Below are 15,281 nucleotides of genomic sequence, written 5' to 3' on the forward strand. Positions count from 1 at the left end.
GTTCCGCCCTCATTCCCATCCATTGCTCAGCATCCAGGTAGGGGGTTGGGCGATGGGCTTTCTTGGTGGGGTTTTCCTGGCGGTGGCGCTGAACACGGCGCCGGTGGAACAGAATCAGTCGCAGGCGGAGCAGAAGCCGGAGCTGGTGGCGGCCCCGGTGTTCAATCCGTCCATCTGCGCGAAGAAGCGCGTGGACCCCTGCGGATGCCACCACGTGTACGGCATCCGGCACTGCCACCCGAATCGGAAGGGTGAGCACTGCGAGGCTCCGGTGAAGGCACAACTGCCCGCCGAGAGCACCCAGGCCCCGGAGCCGGCGAAGACCGAGGCTCCCAAGCAGAAGAAGCAGATCGACCCGAAGAAGTCCGTGTCGATGTAGGCCCACGGGCGCGCCTTGGAAGGCAAGGCGCGCCCCGCGAAGGAACGCGTCGACCTCGCGCGCGAGCAGGTCCGGCGCTGTTCGGTGACTTCCTGGCACAGCTCCTCGCCGAGGTGTCGTGAGGCTCGGTGCGTGACGGACGTCAGGCTCGCGAAGGAACCATCGTTCCAGCGGGCATGCGCCCCGGGGGCGAAGGTGGAAGGAACCGTCGTTCCAGCCGTCACCCGTCAGGGCGGAGTCCGCGCAGTCTCTTCCCGTGTCATGAGACTCAGTGCGTGACGGAGGTCGGGCCCGTGGAACGCGGCTCGGAGGCGTACGCCGCGCCAGGCTGTTGCTCGACGGGCAAGGGGAGCGTCTCCGCGCGGCTCACCTCCAGCGGGCTGTCCGAGCGGATGATGACCCAGCGCGCCTGCGGTGACACCCGGAGCGCCACGGCATTCGGACCCAGGCGGCGCAGCTCGGGACGGTACGGCATCGTCTGTGTGGGCGTGCGCGCGTCTCCGCCAGAGGCAGTGGCCGCATGAGGCATGGGCACCATCGTCAGTGAGGTCGCACCGGAGCTCACGGCCTGTCCGGGCATGGCCACGCCGCGAAGAGGGGGTGCTCCAGCGGGGCGGCCCGATGGGGGCACCGGCGCCATCGTGGCACCAGCGGGCCGAGCGGAGTGCGGCACCGGCGCCATCGTGGCACCAGCGGGCCGAGCGGCGTGTAGAACGGGTGCCATCGTCGCGCCAGTGGGCCGTCCCGCCGAAGGCAGCGGCGGAATCGCCCCAGCGGGCCGTGCAGGGAGCACTCCCGCGGGCCGCGCAGCCGAAGGCACGGGCGCCATCGTGGCCCCGGTGGGGCGCGCGGACGCAGACCCCGTTCGCGCGAGAGGAAGGTTCGGAGGCACCGGCGTCTCGCTGATGAGCTGTCCCTGAACGACCGGAACGAGGCTCGGGAACTCACGTGCCGTGCGTCCCGGAGTCACCGGCTGCGTCAGCGGAATCGGTGCCATCGTCCGCCCGGAAGTGCGCAGCGCGTCCAGGTTCACCGGGGTGATGGTGGGCACGATGGAGGGAAGCGGCCCAGGCACCGGCGTCGCCTCGGCCGCGCGAAGGACATACGGAGGCGGCGGCGGAGGCGGCGCGGCCTGGCCTGGTGGGGCTCGCGGCGTCGTGGAGCCCGCGCCTTGCGCGGAGGCGGCACCGGGCCGCTCGAAGAAGCCAGTGGCGCCGCTGTAGAGCCGCGCGTCCTCCAGCGCGGTGGAGGGCGTGGCCTGGTACCCCATCCGCGCGAGGTCCGCGTGAATCTGCGGGTCCCTCGGGTCGAGCTCGAGCGCGGCGCGCAGCGCACCCCGTGCGCGCGACTCGCAGCCCTCCGCCAGCAGCAGCTCCGCGGCGGCCCGGTACGAGCCGATGGCCGACTGACGGTCCCCCGCGCGGCGACAGGCCTCCGCGTGGCGCACGCGGACGTTCGGGTCCTTCGGGGCCAGCCGGAGGATGCGCTCATAGGTCTCCGCGCACTGGGCGTAGCGGCCTCGAGCGAAGAGGGCGTGCGCGGCTTCCTTCAGCTCCCTCAACTTCATCAGCTCCCGCTCGCCCATCTCCCTGCCCCCATTGCCATTTCGAGCAGCAGGAAGCAGGGCGCGTGCCGCTGGGTGCAGGGCCGCTGAAAGGTCCAATGTCTGGCGGAATCTCCACCTGTGGCCGCAGTCGCCTGTCACACATCGCGCAGCGCTCACGCCCGAAGTGCGAGCCGGCACGCCCCCCGGTCCGCCCCACCCGTTGCCGGACCCTGTAGAAATGGGGAAGGGCGCTGTAACAAGGAAAGTCCCCGTGGCGGCCCGAGGGTCGGGTTCGCTCCAGACCGAGGCGTGCATGCAAACGCGGCAGAGCCTGTCGCTCCTGTTCATTCCGTACCTGCGTCCCGACTCGCGGGCGTATGCGGACATGCCCGACCTGGAGGACGTGCTGGCGTCGCTGTACGCCTCGGGCCGACAGGCCTGGCCCACGGTGCCGCTGTCCGAGGAAGGCTTCCTGCGCCACCTCGCCGAGCGACTGGCACCGGAACGCACGCTCGCGGAGGTCCACGCGGCGGACCTGTACCTGGCCTGTGCGTGTGCGCGAGGCGTGCCGTCCGCGCACGCCGCGCTGGAGCGTCACGTCCTGCCGAAGACGGCCGCGTCGGTGGCGAGGGTGCGTGGCGCGGGAGTGGAGTCGGCGGAGGTGCTCCAGCGCCTGCGCGAGCGGCTCCTGGTGTCGGAGGGAGGCCGCCCGCCGCGAGTGGCGGATTACGAGGGAGGCGGGCCGCTCGTGGCGTGGCTGCGAGCCGCGGCGGTGCGCACGGCCCTCAACCTCCAGCGGGCGGAAGGCCGCAGGGCGAGGCTGGAGGAGGACGCGGAGGCGGGGCCGCTGGCGGAAGTGGCGGGAGCGGATGTCGAGCTGGGCTACCTGCGCCAGCGCCACCGTGAGGACTTCCAGGCAGCGTTCTCCGAGGCGCTCGCGGCGCTGCCCGCGCGGGAGCGCACGGCACTGCGCCTGCACGTGGTGGAGGGGCTGAGCCTGGAGCGCATCGGCACCATGTACCGCACGCACAAGTCCACCGTGTCGCGCTGGGTGTCACGGGCTCGGGAGGAGGTGCTGGCCGGAGCGCGCCAGCGGCTGGCGGAGCGGCTCCGGCTGTCCTCGGGCGAGCTGCACAGCCTGATGCGCGCGGTGGACGGTGAGCTGGACCTGAGCCTGCCCTCGTTGCTGCGCGAGCCCGGGTAGCCGCGGGGCGGGAAACTATTTTCGAGCCCGCGTGCAACACCGCGAGGTGGCCGGTGTCACCCCGATGAAGGCGGAAGCACATCCCCATCCAGGAGGACACACCCATGCGGTACGGCCTTGGCATCACCCTGTTCGCGCTGGCACTGGCCAGCATGCCCGCGAGGGCGGAGGAGCGCATCGAGCTGAAGGTGGGCGAGCAGCGACTCCTCACGGTGGGAGCGCTGACCCGCCTCGCGCTCGGGGAGATGGAGTTCGCGGAGGTGCGGACGGTGGGCACCACGCAGGTGGAGGTGACGGGGTTGGCACCCGGGAGCACGAAGCTGCTCGTGTGGAAGCGCTCGGGAGAGCGGGTGGACTACACGCTGGAGGTGACGGGCGAGGCGGCGAAGGCGCCCGGGGTCGTCTCTCCTCCGGAAGAGACGGTGACGCTGAAGAAGGGAGCCACGCGCGACGTGCACGTGAAGGGGCTGATGCGTGTCGCGGTGGGAGACCCCAAGGTGGCCGACATCTCCGTGAGCGGGACGGACGTGGTGCGAGTCACCGCGAGCAAGGTCGGGGAGACGACGCTGCTCGTGTGGAGCGGAGACGGCAAGGAGCGCCGCGCGTATCGCATCACCGTGAAGGAGTGATTCACGACGGGGAGGCGTCGGGCCGGCGAGCCTTCCTGAGAACCGGGAGGAGCGCGGGCCCGGCTCCGCCCCGCGCCTTTCCGCCACCCGCCGAGGCCGCGATGGCGCGATGCACGCCATGAAGCCACGGCTCCGCCCCGCGCCTTTCCGCCACCTGACGGGACTGCGATGATGCAAGGCACTCCATGACCCCTCCGCCCCGCCCCGAGCACGGTGCATGCCCGGATGAGAACGTGCTCGCGAGCTTCGCCACGGGTGCGTTGCCCGCCACCGTTGTGCCCAAGGTGGAAGCCCACCTGGACGGCTGCGCGGACTGCCGGGAGCTGGTGGGCGCGGTGGCGGCCGAGTCCTCCGTGCCCGATACACGCTGTGCCGACGCACCCACGCGGCTGGACACCGGAGTGCCAACACTCACCGAGGCCGGAACGGAGCCCGTGCTCCCGGAGGGGACACGCCTGGGCCCCTACGTGCTGCGCGAGCTGCTGGGCGCGGGAGGCATGGGCGTGGTGTACGCGGCCGAGGACCCGAAGCTGGGGCGTCGCGTGGCGCTCAAGCTGCTGCGTCCGCTGCGAGACGGCGCGGAGGGCGAGGGCCGCGAGCGACTGCTGCGCGAGGCCCAGGCCATGGCGCGCCTGTCCCATCCCAACGTGCTGCCCGTCTTCGAGCTGGGCACGGCGGACGGGAGGGACTTCCTGGCCATGGAGTGGGTGGAGGGAACGACGCTGGGAGGCTGGCTGCGAGCCCGCGAGCGCCCCTGGCGCGAGGTGCTGGAGCTGTTCCTCGCGGCGGGAGCGGGGCTGGCCGCGGCGCACCGTGCCGGGCTGGTGCATCGCGACTTCAAGCCCGCCAACGTGCTCGTCGGCTTGGACGGCCGCCCGCGAGTCACCGACTTCGGGCTCGCGAGGCACGGCATGTCGGACCGCGCCCTCGCGGCAACGCCTGCCGTCTCCAACGAGCCCGCGCTCACCCGGGCCGGAGCGGTGGCGGGCACGCCCGCGTACATGTCTCCCGAGCAGCGCGCGGGTCGTCCCGTGGACGCACGCAGCGACCAGTACAGCTTCTGCGTCGCGCTCCACGAGGCCCTCCACGGTGAGCGCCCCTCCGGACCTGAGGGCCGCGCCCGAGGCGCCACCGTCACTTCCTCTCGGATACCGAAGCACGTCCGAGCCGCACTGGCCCGAGGGCTCGCGGCGGCACCGGAGGACCGGTTCCCCTCGATGGACGGGTTGCTCGCGGCGCTCTCGCGCCCAAGACGCTCTCCCTTCCCGGCGGTCTCCCTCCGGCTCGCGGTAGCCCTGCTGCTCCTGGGCACCGGACTCGTGGTCTCGCTCTGGCGCCAGGTCGCACCCGAGCCTCCCGTCACGGCGCCACGGGTGTCCACGGAGGCGCCGGGGAAGGAAGCCCCGGGCAATCAGCTCATCGAGCTGCGAGTGGCGGAGGTGCGTGAGGTTCGTGTTCCCCAGCTCGAGCGCATTGCCGTGGGAGCCCTGGGCGTCGTGGAGGTCCACGCGGGCTCGGAGGGAATGCGACTGACGGCGCTCGCTCACGGGACGACGCACCTGGTGGCGTGGTCCCGGAACGGCGAGCGCCGTCTCTACACCGTGTCGGTCACCTCGCTCTGAGCGGGTGCCAGCTCAGCGGCTCGGCGGAGTCGGGCGGGCCTGGCGCGGCTTCTCCTGGCCCAGCAGGCGATAGGCCTCATCGCGGTGCTTCTTCAGCGTGGGCAGCAGGCCGTCGAGCTGACCCTTCAGCTCGGCGTTGCTGGCGAACTGCTGCTGGCCGGCCATCACCTTGGCGATGTCCGAGTCATGGTGGCCCACCATGTGCGCGAGGAAGGCGCGGTCGAAGGCGGGGCCCTGGAGCGACTGGAGCTTCGCCATCGCGGCATCCGAGGCGTTCCGCATCGTCTTCTTGAAGTCGGTGTCCACCTTCGGCTCGCCGAGCTCGATGTTCTTCGTCGTCGCGTACGTCATGACCTTCTGGTCCGCGGCCTGGTGGTCCTTCACGAGCCGCGCGCCGAAGTCCTTCACGCCCTTCGAGACGCCCTTCTGCTGCGCGAGCTGGCCGAGCTGCACCTCCATCTGGTTGGCGCGGTGGAGCATCTCCAGATAGGCCTTCTCGTCGGTGGGAATGGGGAGCAGGCCCTGGTCCATCAGCTTCGCGCCCGCCGCGTCGGGCTGAGCACCTTGCGCCTGCATCCCGGAGCCACCCGTGCCCTGCACGCCGCCCGTGGCGTCCTTCACCCCTTCGCCCTGGTCGATGGCCTCCGCCTCGCCCATGCGGAACATGCCCTGGGTGTCATCCGTCCCGTTCTGCGTCCCGGTCTCCTTCTGTCCGCTACGCTCCTCCGAGGGCTGCTGCTCGTCGTCCTGCGCGACAGCCGAGCCACCCACTGCCAGCGAGCCCACCAGCATCCATCCCATCCATCGCTTCATTGCCTGCCTCCTTCAGTCAGAAAGTCCCGACGGGAAGGTGGAGACGGTGAAGCCCCCGAGGCCAGGGGAGGGCGGGCGGCGGAGCAGGCGTTCCCAGCCAGGAGCGCCGAGCGACATGGCGAGGCCCGGAGGACGGAGCGCCGGAGCGCCATCCCTCGTGGGAGTCATCGCGAACGAAGGTGCGCCGGCTTCCCGGCGTGCGTCAGTCGCTCGGGTTGTGGCGTTGCTTCTTGCGGACGGCGAGGGTGCCGAAGAAGCCCAGCGCGAACAGCCCCGCCATGACCTGGACGCCGAGGCCGTGGGACTCGACGGCTTCGACGAGGTCGGCGACGAGCTTGACCAGCCCTCCGCTCATGGCGAGGGCCTCACGGCTCCGCGAGGAGGAACAGCGCGTGCGCGCTGGTGATGGGGCGGGTGCGGTCTTCCTGCCAGGCCTCCACGCGCACGTTGGCGACGCGCCGGCCCTGGCGGGTGATGAGGGCCTTGGCGAAGGTGTCCTGCGCCTTGCCCGAGCGCAGGAAGTCCACGGTGAGGGAGATGATTTTCGGCACGCGCTCCGTCTCCGTCTGGAGGAGGAGCTCGAAGACGGCGGCGGACTCCAGCAGCGCGCCCAGGGTGCCGCCGTGCAGTGCCGGCAGCATGCTGTTGCCGATGAGCTTGGGCGTGTACGTCATCCGGCAGAGCATCTCTCCGGCGACGTCCTCCACGCCGATGCCCAGGTACCGCGTGTAGGGGATGGCGTCGGTGAGCTTGCGGTACTCGCGCGTCTTGCGCACCTGGCGCACCAGGTCGGCGAGGGGCAGCGGGTTCGGTTTCGTGTCGCTCATGGCCGTCAGCCTTCCGTGCTCATGAAGGTGCCCTGCGCGGAGGCCACCGGATTGCTCTTGTCACCCTGGTGCACGAGCGCCCGGACGAAGGCGACCTGTCGGGTGAGCCGGTAGCACTCGGCCACGGAGATGAGGGAGATGCCGGGGCGCGCGGGGCGCAGGTAGTCGATGCGCAGGTCCAGGGTGACGAGCGGCGCGAAGCGGCCCATCTTCAGGAACACGGCGGAGCCGCAAGAGGCGTCGATGAGCGTGGTGACGGCGCCGCCGGCCAGCACGCCCGTCTCCGGGTTGCCGACGAGGAAGTCCGCGTAGGGCAGCTCGACGGTGGCCTCGGCGGGGCCGATGTCCACCAGCTTCAGACCGAGCGCGTGGTTGTGCGGCACGACGTCCGTGTAGAACACCGAGCAGCGTTCCAGACGCCCTGCCTTGTCCTCGGGAAGCGTGAAGTCCGACATGGGCCAGCGATAGCAGAATCAAGGACGCATGGCGCGCTGCGTCTTACCGGACCCCCGGAGGTGAACGCTCGCGGGCTCGCGAGTGTCCACCCGTCCCACACGGCCCGTGCCGTCCGCTTCGCTCACCGTCCGCGAGCCCGTGGCAACGTCGCGGATTCCCGGTTTCCTTCCGGAGTCGAAAGAGCGCCACAGGGCCTGCGCCCGCCTGCCCACGGCCTGGGTCCCCGCAGCTCGGGCGAGCCACGAGGCCCCTCACCCGCTCCTCATCGGGAGGGGGCGTCAGGCCGCGGGGCTGGGAGGGCCCGAGTCCGCGGCACTCCGTGCTCTCGCTGACAGCAGGAACAGCCCAAGGCCGAGCATGATGGCCACGTCCGCGACGTTGAAGACGCCGGTGCGCACGGGGCCCACGCCGACAATGATGAAGTCCACCACGCGCCCGTCGTTCAGCACGCGGTCCAACCAGTTGCTCAGCCCCCCGCCGACGCCCAGCGCGAGCGCGAGGGAGTGGAGACGCCCGAGCCTGCCGCTCGTCACGAGATAGACGAGCATCCCGAGCAGCAACGCCCCGACTCCCGCCGTGAGCAGCCAGAACCGCGCGGGGCCCGCGAGCCCTCCAAAGAGGCTCAGGAACGCGCCAGGGTTCTCCGCGTAGCTGAGCCGGAGGAGCCCGCCCAGGAAGGACTGGCCCGGCTCTCCCCGGAGCCCGGAGATGGCCAGCTGCTTCGTGGCCTGGTCACAGCCCACGGTTCCGGCGAGGACCAGCGAGATGAGCGTCAGTCGATACCAGGGACTCATGGGCAGTCTCATGAGGTCGAAGACTATCACCTCGCCGCGTTCCGGCGCTGGCCCGAGCCGCGCGCTACGCCGCGACGGTGGGTGTCACCCCGAGCTGCCTCCACGCCTCCGCGAGCGACTGGCCGATGGGCTCCATCACCGAGTCATCGGACCAGTAGAAGGGGTGCACCAGCGGAGTCCACGAGAACAGCGGCCCGGCGAGGCGCACGGCGTGGTCCTTCACGGCCTCGCGGTACGCGGCGCTGAGCGGCTGGAGCGGCCACGCGAAGACGTCATCGTCGTCGTGGAAGTTGATCCACTCGCCGCCCAGGCCGGGGTGGTGGCGCTCCAGCTCCGGTGCGGGGACGTGGACGGGCTTGTCCAGCTCGGCGCGCGGGTAGCGCAGGCTCCACAGCGCCATCGGCGTGCCCAGCGTGTAGAAGCGGCTGAGCGTCTCGCCGCGCTCCAGCGGTGAGTTGCCCTGCGCCGCGGCCACCGTCGTCTCGATGATGTCGCGCCCGTGCAGCCGCTGCGCCTGCAAGTCGTAGAAGTAGTTGCTCGCGATGACGCTGCCCAGGCTGTGCGAGATGACGCACAGGGGCGCGGTGTCTCCGGCCCGGGCGCGCAGCCGGCCGAGCGCCTCGGCGACCTTCCGGTGGATGCCCGTGTACACGTCCGGGTCGGACGGGTTGCTCTGGTAGGCGATGATGTCGCCCACGAAGTGCACCACCAGCCAGCGCAGGCCGGGGTAGTGCAGGTCCATGCCGCGCACGGACGGCCGCATCATGCGGAGCATCAGCGGCACCAGCGCGGACTCGCGGCCCTGGTTCACCGCGCGCACGCCGTCGTAGAGGGACTTCCAGTAGCCCTCCGCGTCGGGAGTGCCCTGCCGGGCGAGGAAGTCCTTCTCGGCGCCCTCCAGCACGGAGGCCCAGTTCACGGTCTCCACCACCAGTGCGTCCTCGGGCGCGGAGCGGACGGACGCGCCGAAGTGTTCGTGGAGCTTGTGAAGGGCGGTATCGAAGAGACCCGGGTCATCCACTTCGATGCCATGGATGACGAGGACGGCGAGCTTCTTCATGGCCGGACCTCCCGGCCAGGGAATGGGCCGGTGGCCCGGACGGCGCTGCCTGGCTGCATGGTGTTCCCCCCTGGGTACACGCGTCGCTTGCTGGGCGGAGTGACGCGAGGCCCGCTGTGACGGCCGGGCCGCCCGTCGCTTCACCCACGGCGAACGCTACATCTTCAGGAACACGCCCGCCCGCCTGCCTGTTCACGGCCGGCAGTCACCGGCCCCGCGGGGCCGGTTAGTCTCACCTACCTGACACACCCCCGCCTTTCCCGAGGACTCCTGGTGAACCGACTCATCTCCGCCCTCTGTGCGGCGCTGCTCCTGCCCGGCGCACTGCTGGCCGCGCAGCCCACGACGCCTCCTCCGGCCCCCCGGCAGGACCAACCCCCGCCGCCGCCACAGCAGAAGCAGAAGGATGACGCCGCGCGCGAGGCCGCCCGCGCCGCCGAGGTGGACGCCGGCACCCCCGCTGCCACCGCCGAGGCCGACAAGGACGCGGCGAAGGAGGGCAAGGACAAGGACGCGTGGAAGGTGGACGCGCCGGGCTTCCCCGCCGCCCAGGTGAGCATCGACGTCACCGAGGGCACGTGGATGAACGTGGACATCAGCCCGGGTGGGGACGAGCTCGTCTTCGACCTGCTGGGCGACCTCTACACGCTGCCCATCGGTGGCGGCGAGGCGAAGCCGCTGACGTCCGGCGTCGCGTGGGACATGCAGCCGCGCTACAGCCCGGACGGGAAGTCCATTGCCTTCACCAGTGACCGCGGCGGCGGCGACAACATCTGGGTGGTGAAGCGGAGCGGTGGGGAAGCGCAGGCGGTGACGCAGGAGAAGTTCCGCCTGCTCAACAGCCCCGCGTGGAGCCCGGACGGCAACTTCATCGTCGCGCGCAAGCACTTCACCGCGCGCCGCTCGCTGGGCGCGGGCGAGGTGTGGATGTACCACCGCTCCGGCGGTGACGGCGTGCAGCTCACCGAGCGCGGCAACGACCAGAAGGATTTGGGCGAGCCCGCGTTCTCCCCCGACGGCCGCTACGTCTACTTCAGCCAGGACGTCACGCCGGGGAAGACGTTCGAATACAACAAGGACCCCAACGGGGAGATCTACGCAATCCAACGGCTGGACCTGGAGACGAAGGAAATCGACCCCTTCGTCACCGGCCCGGGGGGCTCCATCCGCCCCACGCCTTCGAGAGACGGGACGCAGCTCGCGTTCATCCGCCGCGTGCGCAACAAGAGCGTCCTCTACGTCACCGACGTGGCCTCGGGCGCCGAGCGCCCGCTGTATGACGGGCTCGACCGCGACATGCAGGAGACGTGGGCCATCCACGGCGTGTACCCGAGCATGGCGTGGGTGCCGGGCAACAAGTCGATTGTCTTCTGGGCGGGCGGCAAGCTGCAGCGCATCGACGTGGCGTCGAAGAAGGTGACGCCCATTCCCTTCCACGTGAAGGACACGCGCACGGTGTTCCAGGCGGTGCGCACGCCGCAGTCAGTAATGCCCGAGCGCTTCCAGCCGAAGATGCTGCGCTGGGTGCAGGTGTCTCCGGACGGGAAGCGCGTGGTGTACCAGGCGCTGGGCAAGCTCTACGTGAAGGAGCTGCCGGCCGGCACGCCGAAGCGGCTGACGAAGCAGGAGGACCACTTTGAGTTCTACCCGTCGTTCTCCCGCGACGGGCAGTCCATCGTCTACACGACGTGGGACGACGAGAAGCTGGGCAGCATCCGCGTGGTGTCGGCGAAGGGCGGCGAGGGCAAGGTGCTGACGTCGAAGCCGGGCTACTACGTGGAGCCCACTCTGAGCCCGGACGGTAGGGCGCTCGTGTACCGCGCGTCGGGGGATGGCTACCTGATGCCCGGGCAGTGGAGCCGGGAGACGGGCCTGTTCGTCATGCCGGTGGCGGGAGGCACGCCGAAGCGGCTGTCGCGCGACGGCGAGCAGCCGCACTTCGGCGCGCGCGTGGACCGCGTGTACTTCCTGCACGTGGAGTCGAAGGAGAAGGAGGACGTGCGCTCGCTGAAGAGCGTGGCGCTGGACGGCAGCCAGGAGCGCACGCACCTGACGAGCGCGGAGGCGACGGAGCTGCACGTGTCTCCGGACGAGCAGTGGGTGGCGTTCCGGGAGAACTTCAACGCGTTCCTGATGCCCTTCCCCCGTGGGGCGAAGGCGGCGTCGGTGGGGCCGGAGGCGAAGGCGCTGCCGGTGGCGAAGGTGACGAAGGACGCGGGCGAGTACCTGCACTGGTCCGGCGACAGCAAGCGCCTGCACTGGGCGCTGGGGCCTGAGCTCTTCACGCGCGAGCTGAAGGACAGCTTCCGCTTCATCGACGGCGCGCCGGAGAAGCTGCCCACGGCGCCGGAGAAGGGCGTGGACCTCTCGTTCCAGGTGAAGTCGGACGTGCCGGAAGGCACCCTGGCGCTGGTGGGCGGGCGCGTCATCACCATGAAGGGTGACGAAGTCCTGGAGCAGGGCGTGGTGGTGGTGCGGGGCAACCGCATCGTCGCGGTGGGGCCGGTGGGGAAGGTGCAGGTGCCGGCCGGAGCGAAGGTGGTGGACGTGAAGGGCAAGACGCTGATGCCGGGCCTGGTGGACGTGCACTGGCACGGCGCCATGGGCGTGGACGGGCTGATGCCGGAGCAGAGCTGGGTGCATGCGGCGTCGCTGGCGTTCGGCGTGACGACGCTGCATGACCCGTCCAACTCCTCGGAGCAGGTGTTCGCCGCGAGCGAGCTGGGGAAGACGGGCGCGCTGCTCGCGCCGCGCATCTTCTCCACGGGGACGATTCTCTACGGAGCGTCGGGAGCGGGCTACAAGGCGCCGATTGAGTCGGTGGACGACGCGCGCTCACACATGCGGCGGATGAAGGCCATCGGCGCGTTCAGCGTGAAGAGCTACAACCAGCCGCGCAGAGACCAGCGGCAGAAGGTGCTCCAGGCGGCGCGCGAGCTGGGGATGCTGGTGGTGCCGGAGGGTGGCTCGTTGCTCCAGCACAACCTGAGCATGGTGGTGGACGGGCACACGGGCGTGGAGCACGCGATTCCGGTGGCGCGCATCTACGCGGACGTGAAGCAGCTCTGGGGGAGCACGGGCACGGGCTACACGCCGACGCTGGGCGTGGCGTACGGCGGCAACTGGGGTGAGAACTACTGGTACCAGAAGACGAACGTCTGGGAGGACGAGCGGCTGTTGTCCTTCGTGCCCCGGCGGGTGGTGGACGGGCGGAGCCGTCGCCGCGAGCAGGTGCCGGACGACGAGTTCAACCACATCGACGCGGCGAAGGTGGCGCGGGAGCTGAATGACGCGGGCGTGAGCATCCAGCTGGGGGCGCACGGCCAGCGCGAGGGGCTCGCGGCGCACTGGGAGCTGTGGATGTTCGGCCAGGGCGGGATGAAGCCGTTGCAGGCGCTGCGCGCGGGGACGCTGAATGGCGCGCGGTACCTGGGGATGGACAGGGAAGTGGGCTCGCTCGAGGCGGGGAAGCTGGCGGACCTCATCGTCCTGGACAAGAACCCGCTGGAGCAGCTCCAGAACAGCCGCACGGTGCGCTACACGATGGTGAACGGGCACCTGTACGACGCGGCCACGCTCAACGAGGTGGGGACGCGGCAGCGCCAGCGCGCGAAGTTCTTCTTCGAGAAGGACGGCAACGAAGGCTGGAGCCCGAAGGCCACGGCGCATACGCACACGCACGAGTGCGACTGAGCAGCACGTGAAGGACGGGGCCTCCTGGCGCGTGCGTCAGGCGGTCCCTGCTCGGTGGACGTAGGGCCGGCCGGTGGGCGCCCCGGGCACTGTGGACGGCCGGGGCACTGCTCCGTCACACGCCCGCGCGCCGATACATGAGGTCGGTGCGCAGCGCGTACTTGATGCCTGCGGTGACCTCCGCGCCTTCGTGAAGCAGGTGGTGATTGAAGAGCAGGGCGGTGCCCATGCTCGGCGTCACGGAGTACCCGAGCGCGAAGAAGTTCGTCGCGCCTCCATGCGGGCAGTCATTCAGATACACCATGAAGGTGAGCAGGCTGCGCTCATCGCTGTGTCGCACGAAGGCGCCGTCGAAGTGCGGAGCGAAGTACTGGCCCGCCTCGTAGCGATAGCAGCGGAGCCGCTCGTTCGCCCCGCACGCCACCCACTCGCGCTCGAGCCGGTGCGGCACGTGCGGTGAGATGCGCTCGAACAACGTGGCCGCCAGCGCGACGTCGTCGAACATCACCCGGGTGTTGTTGCGGATGTCGGGCCGCATCACGAAGCCCTTTGCCGTGGTGATGGGCGCCGCCGTCGGCCCCTCGCTCTCGATTCGCTCAACCAGCGCGCGGCACTCCTCCGCGCTGAGCAGGTTGGCGACGGTGATGAGGAGCGGGTTGCCTGTATCCAGCTCCTCATCGGGATTCGGAAGGATGGTCATCGCTCAGGGCTTCGAGACCGCCGAAGCCGAGCCTCCGCACTTCGCCTGGTAGCTCTGGAGCCGCTCCTTCAGCACCGTGCGCATCGAGTCCGAGGCCTTCTCGTGCAGCATGTCCATGGCGCGCCGCTGCAGCCCCAGCGCCTCCGGGCAGCGGTCCAGCTGGAACAGCAGCGCCGCGTGCGTGTCCAGGATGGCCGAGTCCCCCGGCGCCAGCGCCACCGCCTTCTGCGCCGCCGCGAGCCCCTTCGCCGGCTCGTGCACCTGGACGTAGTGCCACGCCAAACTGTTCAGGATGTTCGCATCGTGCGGCAGCAGCTCCGCCGCCCGCTTCCGCGCCTCCTCCGCCTCCTTCACCTCGCCCTTCGGCCCCAGCTGGTCCGCCAGCAAGTCCCACGCGCGGCCATTGTCCGGGTTCGCCTTCACCACCGCCCGCACCGCATCCAGTGACACCGCTTCCTTGTCCAGCTGCGTCGCCAGAATCGTGGCGTTGACGTTGTTCGGCCCTTCCTTGAGTCCCTGCGCCACCTCGCGCTTCGCGTGCTCCAGCCGCTGCTCGCGCTTCAGCTCACCCGGCGCCCGCAGGTACAGCATCGCCCGGACGGCGTGCACGTCCGCGGCCTCCATCGGCCGCACGTCCACCTTCGTGGGCACCGGCGGCAGCGGCAGGGTGAAGACGCTGCCGCGCCCGCTCGTGACGTACGTGCGCAGCTCGCCCGCCAGGTCCTGCACGCCCCGGAACGAAGCCTCCCACGCCTTCTTCGGGTCCTCCGCGTTGGCCAGCCGCGTCTGGAAGTCCTCCATGCGCTCCGTGTGGACGTTGTACAGGTAGTGCACCCACAGCCACGAGGACGCGTAGTGCCGCTGCTGCTCGCTCTGGCTCAGCAGGCCCCGCTGGTCCCACGCCCACAGCTCGTCGATGTCCAGCCAGCCGTGCGCCTTCACGTAGCCCAGGTTCCACCCGTTCACCCGGCCCAGCACCACCTCGTTGGTGCTCGGCTTGATGTGAATCGTCTCCAGGTACTGCGCCAGTCCCTCCGCCACCCACCGGGGCTGGCGCAGCAGCACGAAGTTGCTCAGGTAGTGCGCCAGCTCGTGCGTCTGCAGGCGCAGGTCCGGCGAGTCCTCCAGCACATAGCCATTGCCGCCCATCACCAGCAGCGGGCCGCGCTCGGTGGTGCCCGCGAAGCCGGCCGCGTGGCCCTGGGTGAACTCGGACAGCTCGTTCAGGTTGCGCAGGAGGATGACCTCCACGGTGCCGGGCGGGTCGAAGTCCGCGCCCCAGGACAGCAGCAGCGCGCGCCGGTGCTTCTCCAGCTCCAGCGCCGTGGTCGTCGCGGCCTCGGGGGACAGGTTCGTCTGGATGCGGAAGTGGGTGCTCTGGACCTCGGACCAGGGCCGCCCGCCCTCCTGGGGGCACAGGGCCCGAGTCCCCGCGCAGCCCGTGGCAGCCACCAATGACAGACACACCAGTGCCATCTGCAATTTCATGCGCGGCGTTCTTGCACGGATGCATGGGCCTTGAACAGAGGCCATCGGTCGCAATCCAAAACACCCCGCG

Annotated in this window: 14 protein-coding genes; 5 read left to right on the plus strand and 9 right to left on the minus strand. The window is 70.4% G+C overall.

Annotated features, from left to right (window positions below):
* Positions 1–52: 52 nt before the first annotated feature.
* The gene (locus G4D85_RS10585; RefSeq protein WP_164010760.1) at positions 53–379 is read left to right on the plus strand and encodes a hypothetical protein; all 327 of its coding nucleotides are present in this window, start codon (positions 53–55) and stop codon (positions 377–379) included.
* Between the two features lie 268 nt (positions 380–647).
* Here the strand turns inward: G4D85_RS10585 and G4D85_RS10590 are convergent, their stop codons facing one another.
* The gene (locus G4D85_RS10590; protein WP_164010762.1) at positions 648–1,964 is read right to left on the minus strand and encodes a tetratricopeptide repeat protein; all 1,317 of its coding nucleotides are present in this window, start codon (positions 1,962–1,964) and stop codon (positions 648–650) included.
* Between the two features lie 274 nt (positions 1,965–2,238).
* Here G4D85_RS10590 and G4D85_RS10595 point away from each other — a divergent pair, with 274 nt between their 5' ends.
* The 3 genes from G4D85_RS10595 (at position 2,239) to G4D85_RS10605 (ending at position 5,380) form a co-directional block, all read left to right on the plus strand.
* The gene (locus tag G4D85_RS10595) at positions 2,239–3,129 is read left to right on the plus strand and encodes a sigma-70 family RNA polymerase sigma factor (RefSeq protein WP_164010764.1); all 891 of its coding nucleotides are present in this window, start codon (positions 2,239–2,241) and stop codon (positions 3,127–3,129) included.
* Positions 3,130–3,233: 104 nt separating this feature from the next.
* Complete coding sequence (locus G4D85_RS50230) at positions 3,234–3,758, plus strand: pilus assembly protein N-terminal domain-containing protein (RefSeq protein ID WP_164010766.1); 525 nt, start codon at positions 3,234–3,236, stop codon at positions 3,756–3,758.
* A 185-nt stretch (positions 3,759–3,943) separates the two neighbouring features.
* Positions 3,944–5,380: a protein kinase domain-containing protein gene (locus tag G4D85_RS10605; RefSeq protein ID WP_164010768.1), complete on the plus strand. Its 1,437-nt coding sequence runs from the start codon at positions 3,944–3,946 to the stop codon at positions 5,378–5,380.
* Positions 5,381–5,392: 12 nt separating this feature from the next.
* Here the strand turns inward: G4D85_RS10605 and G4D85_RS10610 are convergent, their stop codons facing one another.
* The 6 genes from G4D85_RS10610 to G4D85_RS10635 form a co-directional block, all read right to left on the minus strand.
* On the minus strand, positions 5,393–6,193 hold the full coding sequence (locus G4D85_RS10610) for a DUF4142 domain-containing protein (RefSeq protein ID WP_164010769.1): 801 nt from the start codon (positions 6,191–6,193) through the stop codon (positions 5,393–5,395).
* Positions 6,194–6,395: 202 nt separating this feature from the next.
* Positions 6,396–6,548: a hypothetical protein gene (locus G4D85_RS10615; RefSeq protein ID WP_164010771.1), complete on the minus strand. Its 153-nt coding sequence runs from the start codon at positions 6,546–6,548 to the stop codon at positions 6,396–6,398.
* A gap of 10 nt (positions 6,549–6,558) precedes the next feature.
* Positions 6,559–7,020 carry a PaaI family thioesterase gene (locus tag G4D85_RS10620; RefSeq protein WP_205525505.1) on the minus strand — a complete coding sequence of 154 codons (462 nt, stop codon included), beginning with the start codon at positions 7,018–7,020 and terminating at the stop codon, positions 6,559–6,561.
* A 5-nt stretch (positions 7,021–7,025) separates the two neighbouring features.
* Positions 7,026–7,475, minus strand: coding sequence for a PaaI family thioesterase (locus tag G4D85_RS10625; protein ID WP_164010773.1), 450 nt, complete (start codon positions 7,473–7,475; stop codon positions 7,026–7,028).
* A gap of 279 nt (positions 7,476–7,754) precedes the next feature.
* Complete coding sequence (gene lspA, locus G4D85_RS10630) at positions 7,755–8,270, minus strand: signal peptidase II (RefSeq protein ID WP_164010775.1); 516 nt, start codon at positions 8,268–8,270, stop codon at positions 7,755–7,757.
* A gap of 64 nt (positions 8,271–8,334) precedes the next feature.
* Complete coding sequence (locus tag G4D85_RS10635; protein WP_164010777.1) at positions 8,335–9,330, minus strand: hypothetical protein; 996 nt, start codon at positions 9,328–9,330, stop codon at positions 8,335–8,337.
* A gap of 273 nt (positions 9,331–9,603) precedes the next feature.
* Between G4D85_RS10635 and G4D85_RS10640 the strand changes: the two genes are divergently transcribed.
* Complete coding sequence (locus G4D85_RS10640) at positions 9,604–13,023, plus strand: amidohydrolase family protein (protein ID WP_164010778.1); 3,420 nt, start codon at positions 9,604–9,606, stop codon at positions 13,021–13,023.
* A gap of 115 nt (positions 13,024–13,138) precedes the next feature.
* Here G4D85_RS10640 and G4D85_RS10645 read toward each other — a convergent pair whose 3' ends face one another.
* Both G4D85_RS10645 and G4D85_RS10650 read right to left on the minus strand, forming a co-directional pair.
* Positions 13,139–13,723 (minus strand): prolyl hydroxylase family protein, encoded by a 585-nt coding sequence (locus G4D85_RS10645; protein WP_164010780.1) that lies wholly within the window; start codon positions 13,721–13,723, stop codon positions 13,139–13,141.
* A 3-nt stretch (positions 13,724–13,726) separates the two neighbouring features.
* On the minus strand, positions 13,727–15,211 hold the full coding sequence (locus G4D85_RS10650) for a DUF1570 domain-containing protein (RefSeq protein WP_240359197.1): 1,485 nt from the start codon (positions 15,209–15,211) through the stop codon (positions 13,727–13,729).
* Positions 15,212–15,281 lie beyond the last annotated feature (70 nt).

It is taken from the genome of Pyxidicoccus trucidator, from assembly GCF_010894435.1.
Taxonomy (GTDB): domain Bacteria; phylum Myxococcota; class Myxococcia; order Myxococcales; family Myxococcaceae; genus Myxococcus; species Myxococcus trucidator.

Excerpts from the sequence above, each read along its gene's own strand:
- G4D85_RS10590 (WP_164010762.1), bottom strand. The coding sequence starts at position 1,964 with ATGGGCGAGCGGGAGCTGATGAAGTTGAGGGAGCTGAAGGAAGCCGCG.
- G4D85_RS10610 (WP_164010769.1), bottom strand. The coding sequence starts at position 6,193 with ATGAAGCGATGGATGGGATGGATGCTGGTGGGCTCGCTGGCAGTGGGT.
- G4D85_RS10645 (WP_164010780.1), bottom strand. The coding sequence starts at position 13,723 with ATGACCATCCTTCCGAATCCCGATGAGGAGCTGGATACAGGCAACCCG.
- G4D85_RS10650 (WP_240359197.1), bottom strand. The coding sequence starts at position 15,211 with ATGAAATTGCAGATGGCACTGGTGTGTCTGTCATTGGTGGCTGCCACG.
- G4D85_RS10605 (WP_164010768.1), top strand. The coding sequence starts at position 3,944 with ATGACCCCTCCGCCCCGCCCCGAGCACGGTGCATGCCCGGATGAGAAC.
- G4D85_RS10620 (WP_205525505.1), bottom strand. The coding sequence starts at position 7,020 with ATGAGCGACACGAAACCGAACCCGCTGCCCCTCGCCGACCTGGTGCGC.
- G4D85_RS10625 (WP_164010773.1), bottom strand. The coding sequence starts at position 7,475 with ATGTCGGACTTCACGCTTCCCGAGGACAAGGCAGGGCGTCTGGAACGC.
- G4D85_RS50230 (WP_164010766.1), top strand. The coding sequence starts at position 3,234 with ATGCGGTACGGCCTTGGCATCACCCTGTTCGCGCTGGCACTGGCCAGC.
- G4D85_RS10595 (WP_164010764.1), top strand. The coding sequence starts at position 2,239 with ATGCAAACGCGGCAGAGCCTGTCGCTCCTGTTCATTCCGTACCTGCGT.
- G4D85_RS10635 (WP_164010777.1), bottom strand. The coding sequence starts at position 9,330 with ATGAAGAAGCTCGCCGTCCTCGTCATCCATGGCATCGAAGTGGATGAC.
- G4D85_RS10585 (WP_164010760.1), top strand. The coding sequence starts at position 53 with ATGGGCTTTCTTGGTGGGGTTTTCCTGGCGGTGGCGCTGAACACGGCG.
- G4D85_RS10615 (WP_164010771.1), bottom strand. The coding sequence starts at position 6,548 with ATGAGCGGAGGGCTGGTCAAGCTCGTCGCCGACCTCGTCGAAGCCGTC.
- lspA (WP_164010775.1), bottom strand. The coding sequence starts at position 8,270 with ATGAGTCCCTGGTATCGACTGACGCTCATCTCGCTGGTCCTCGCCGGA.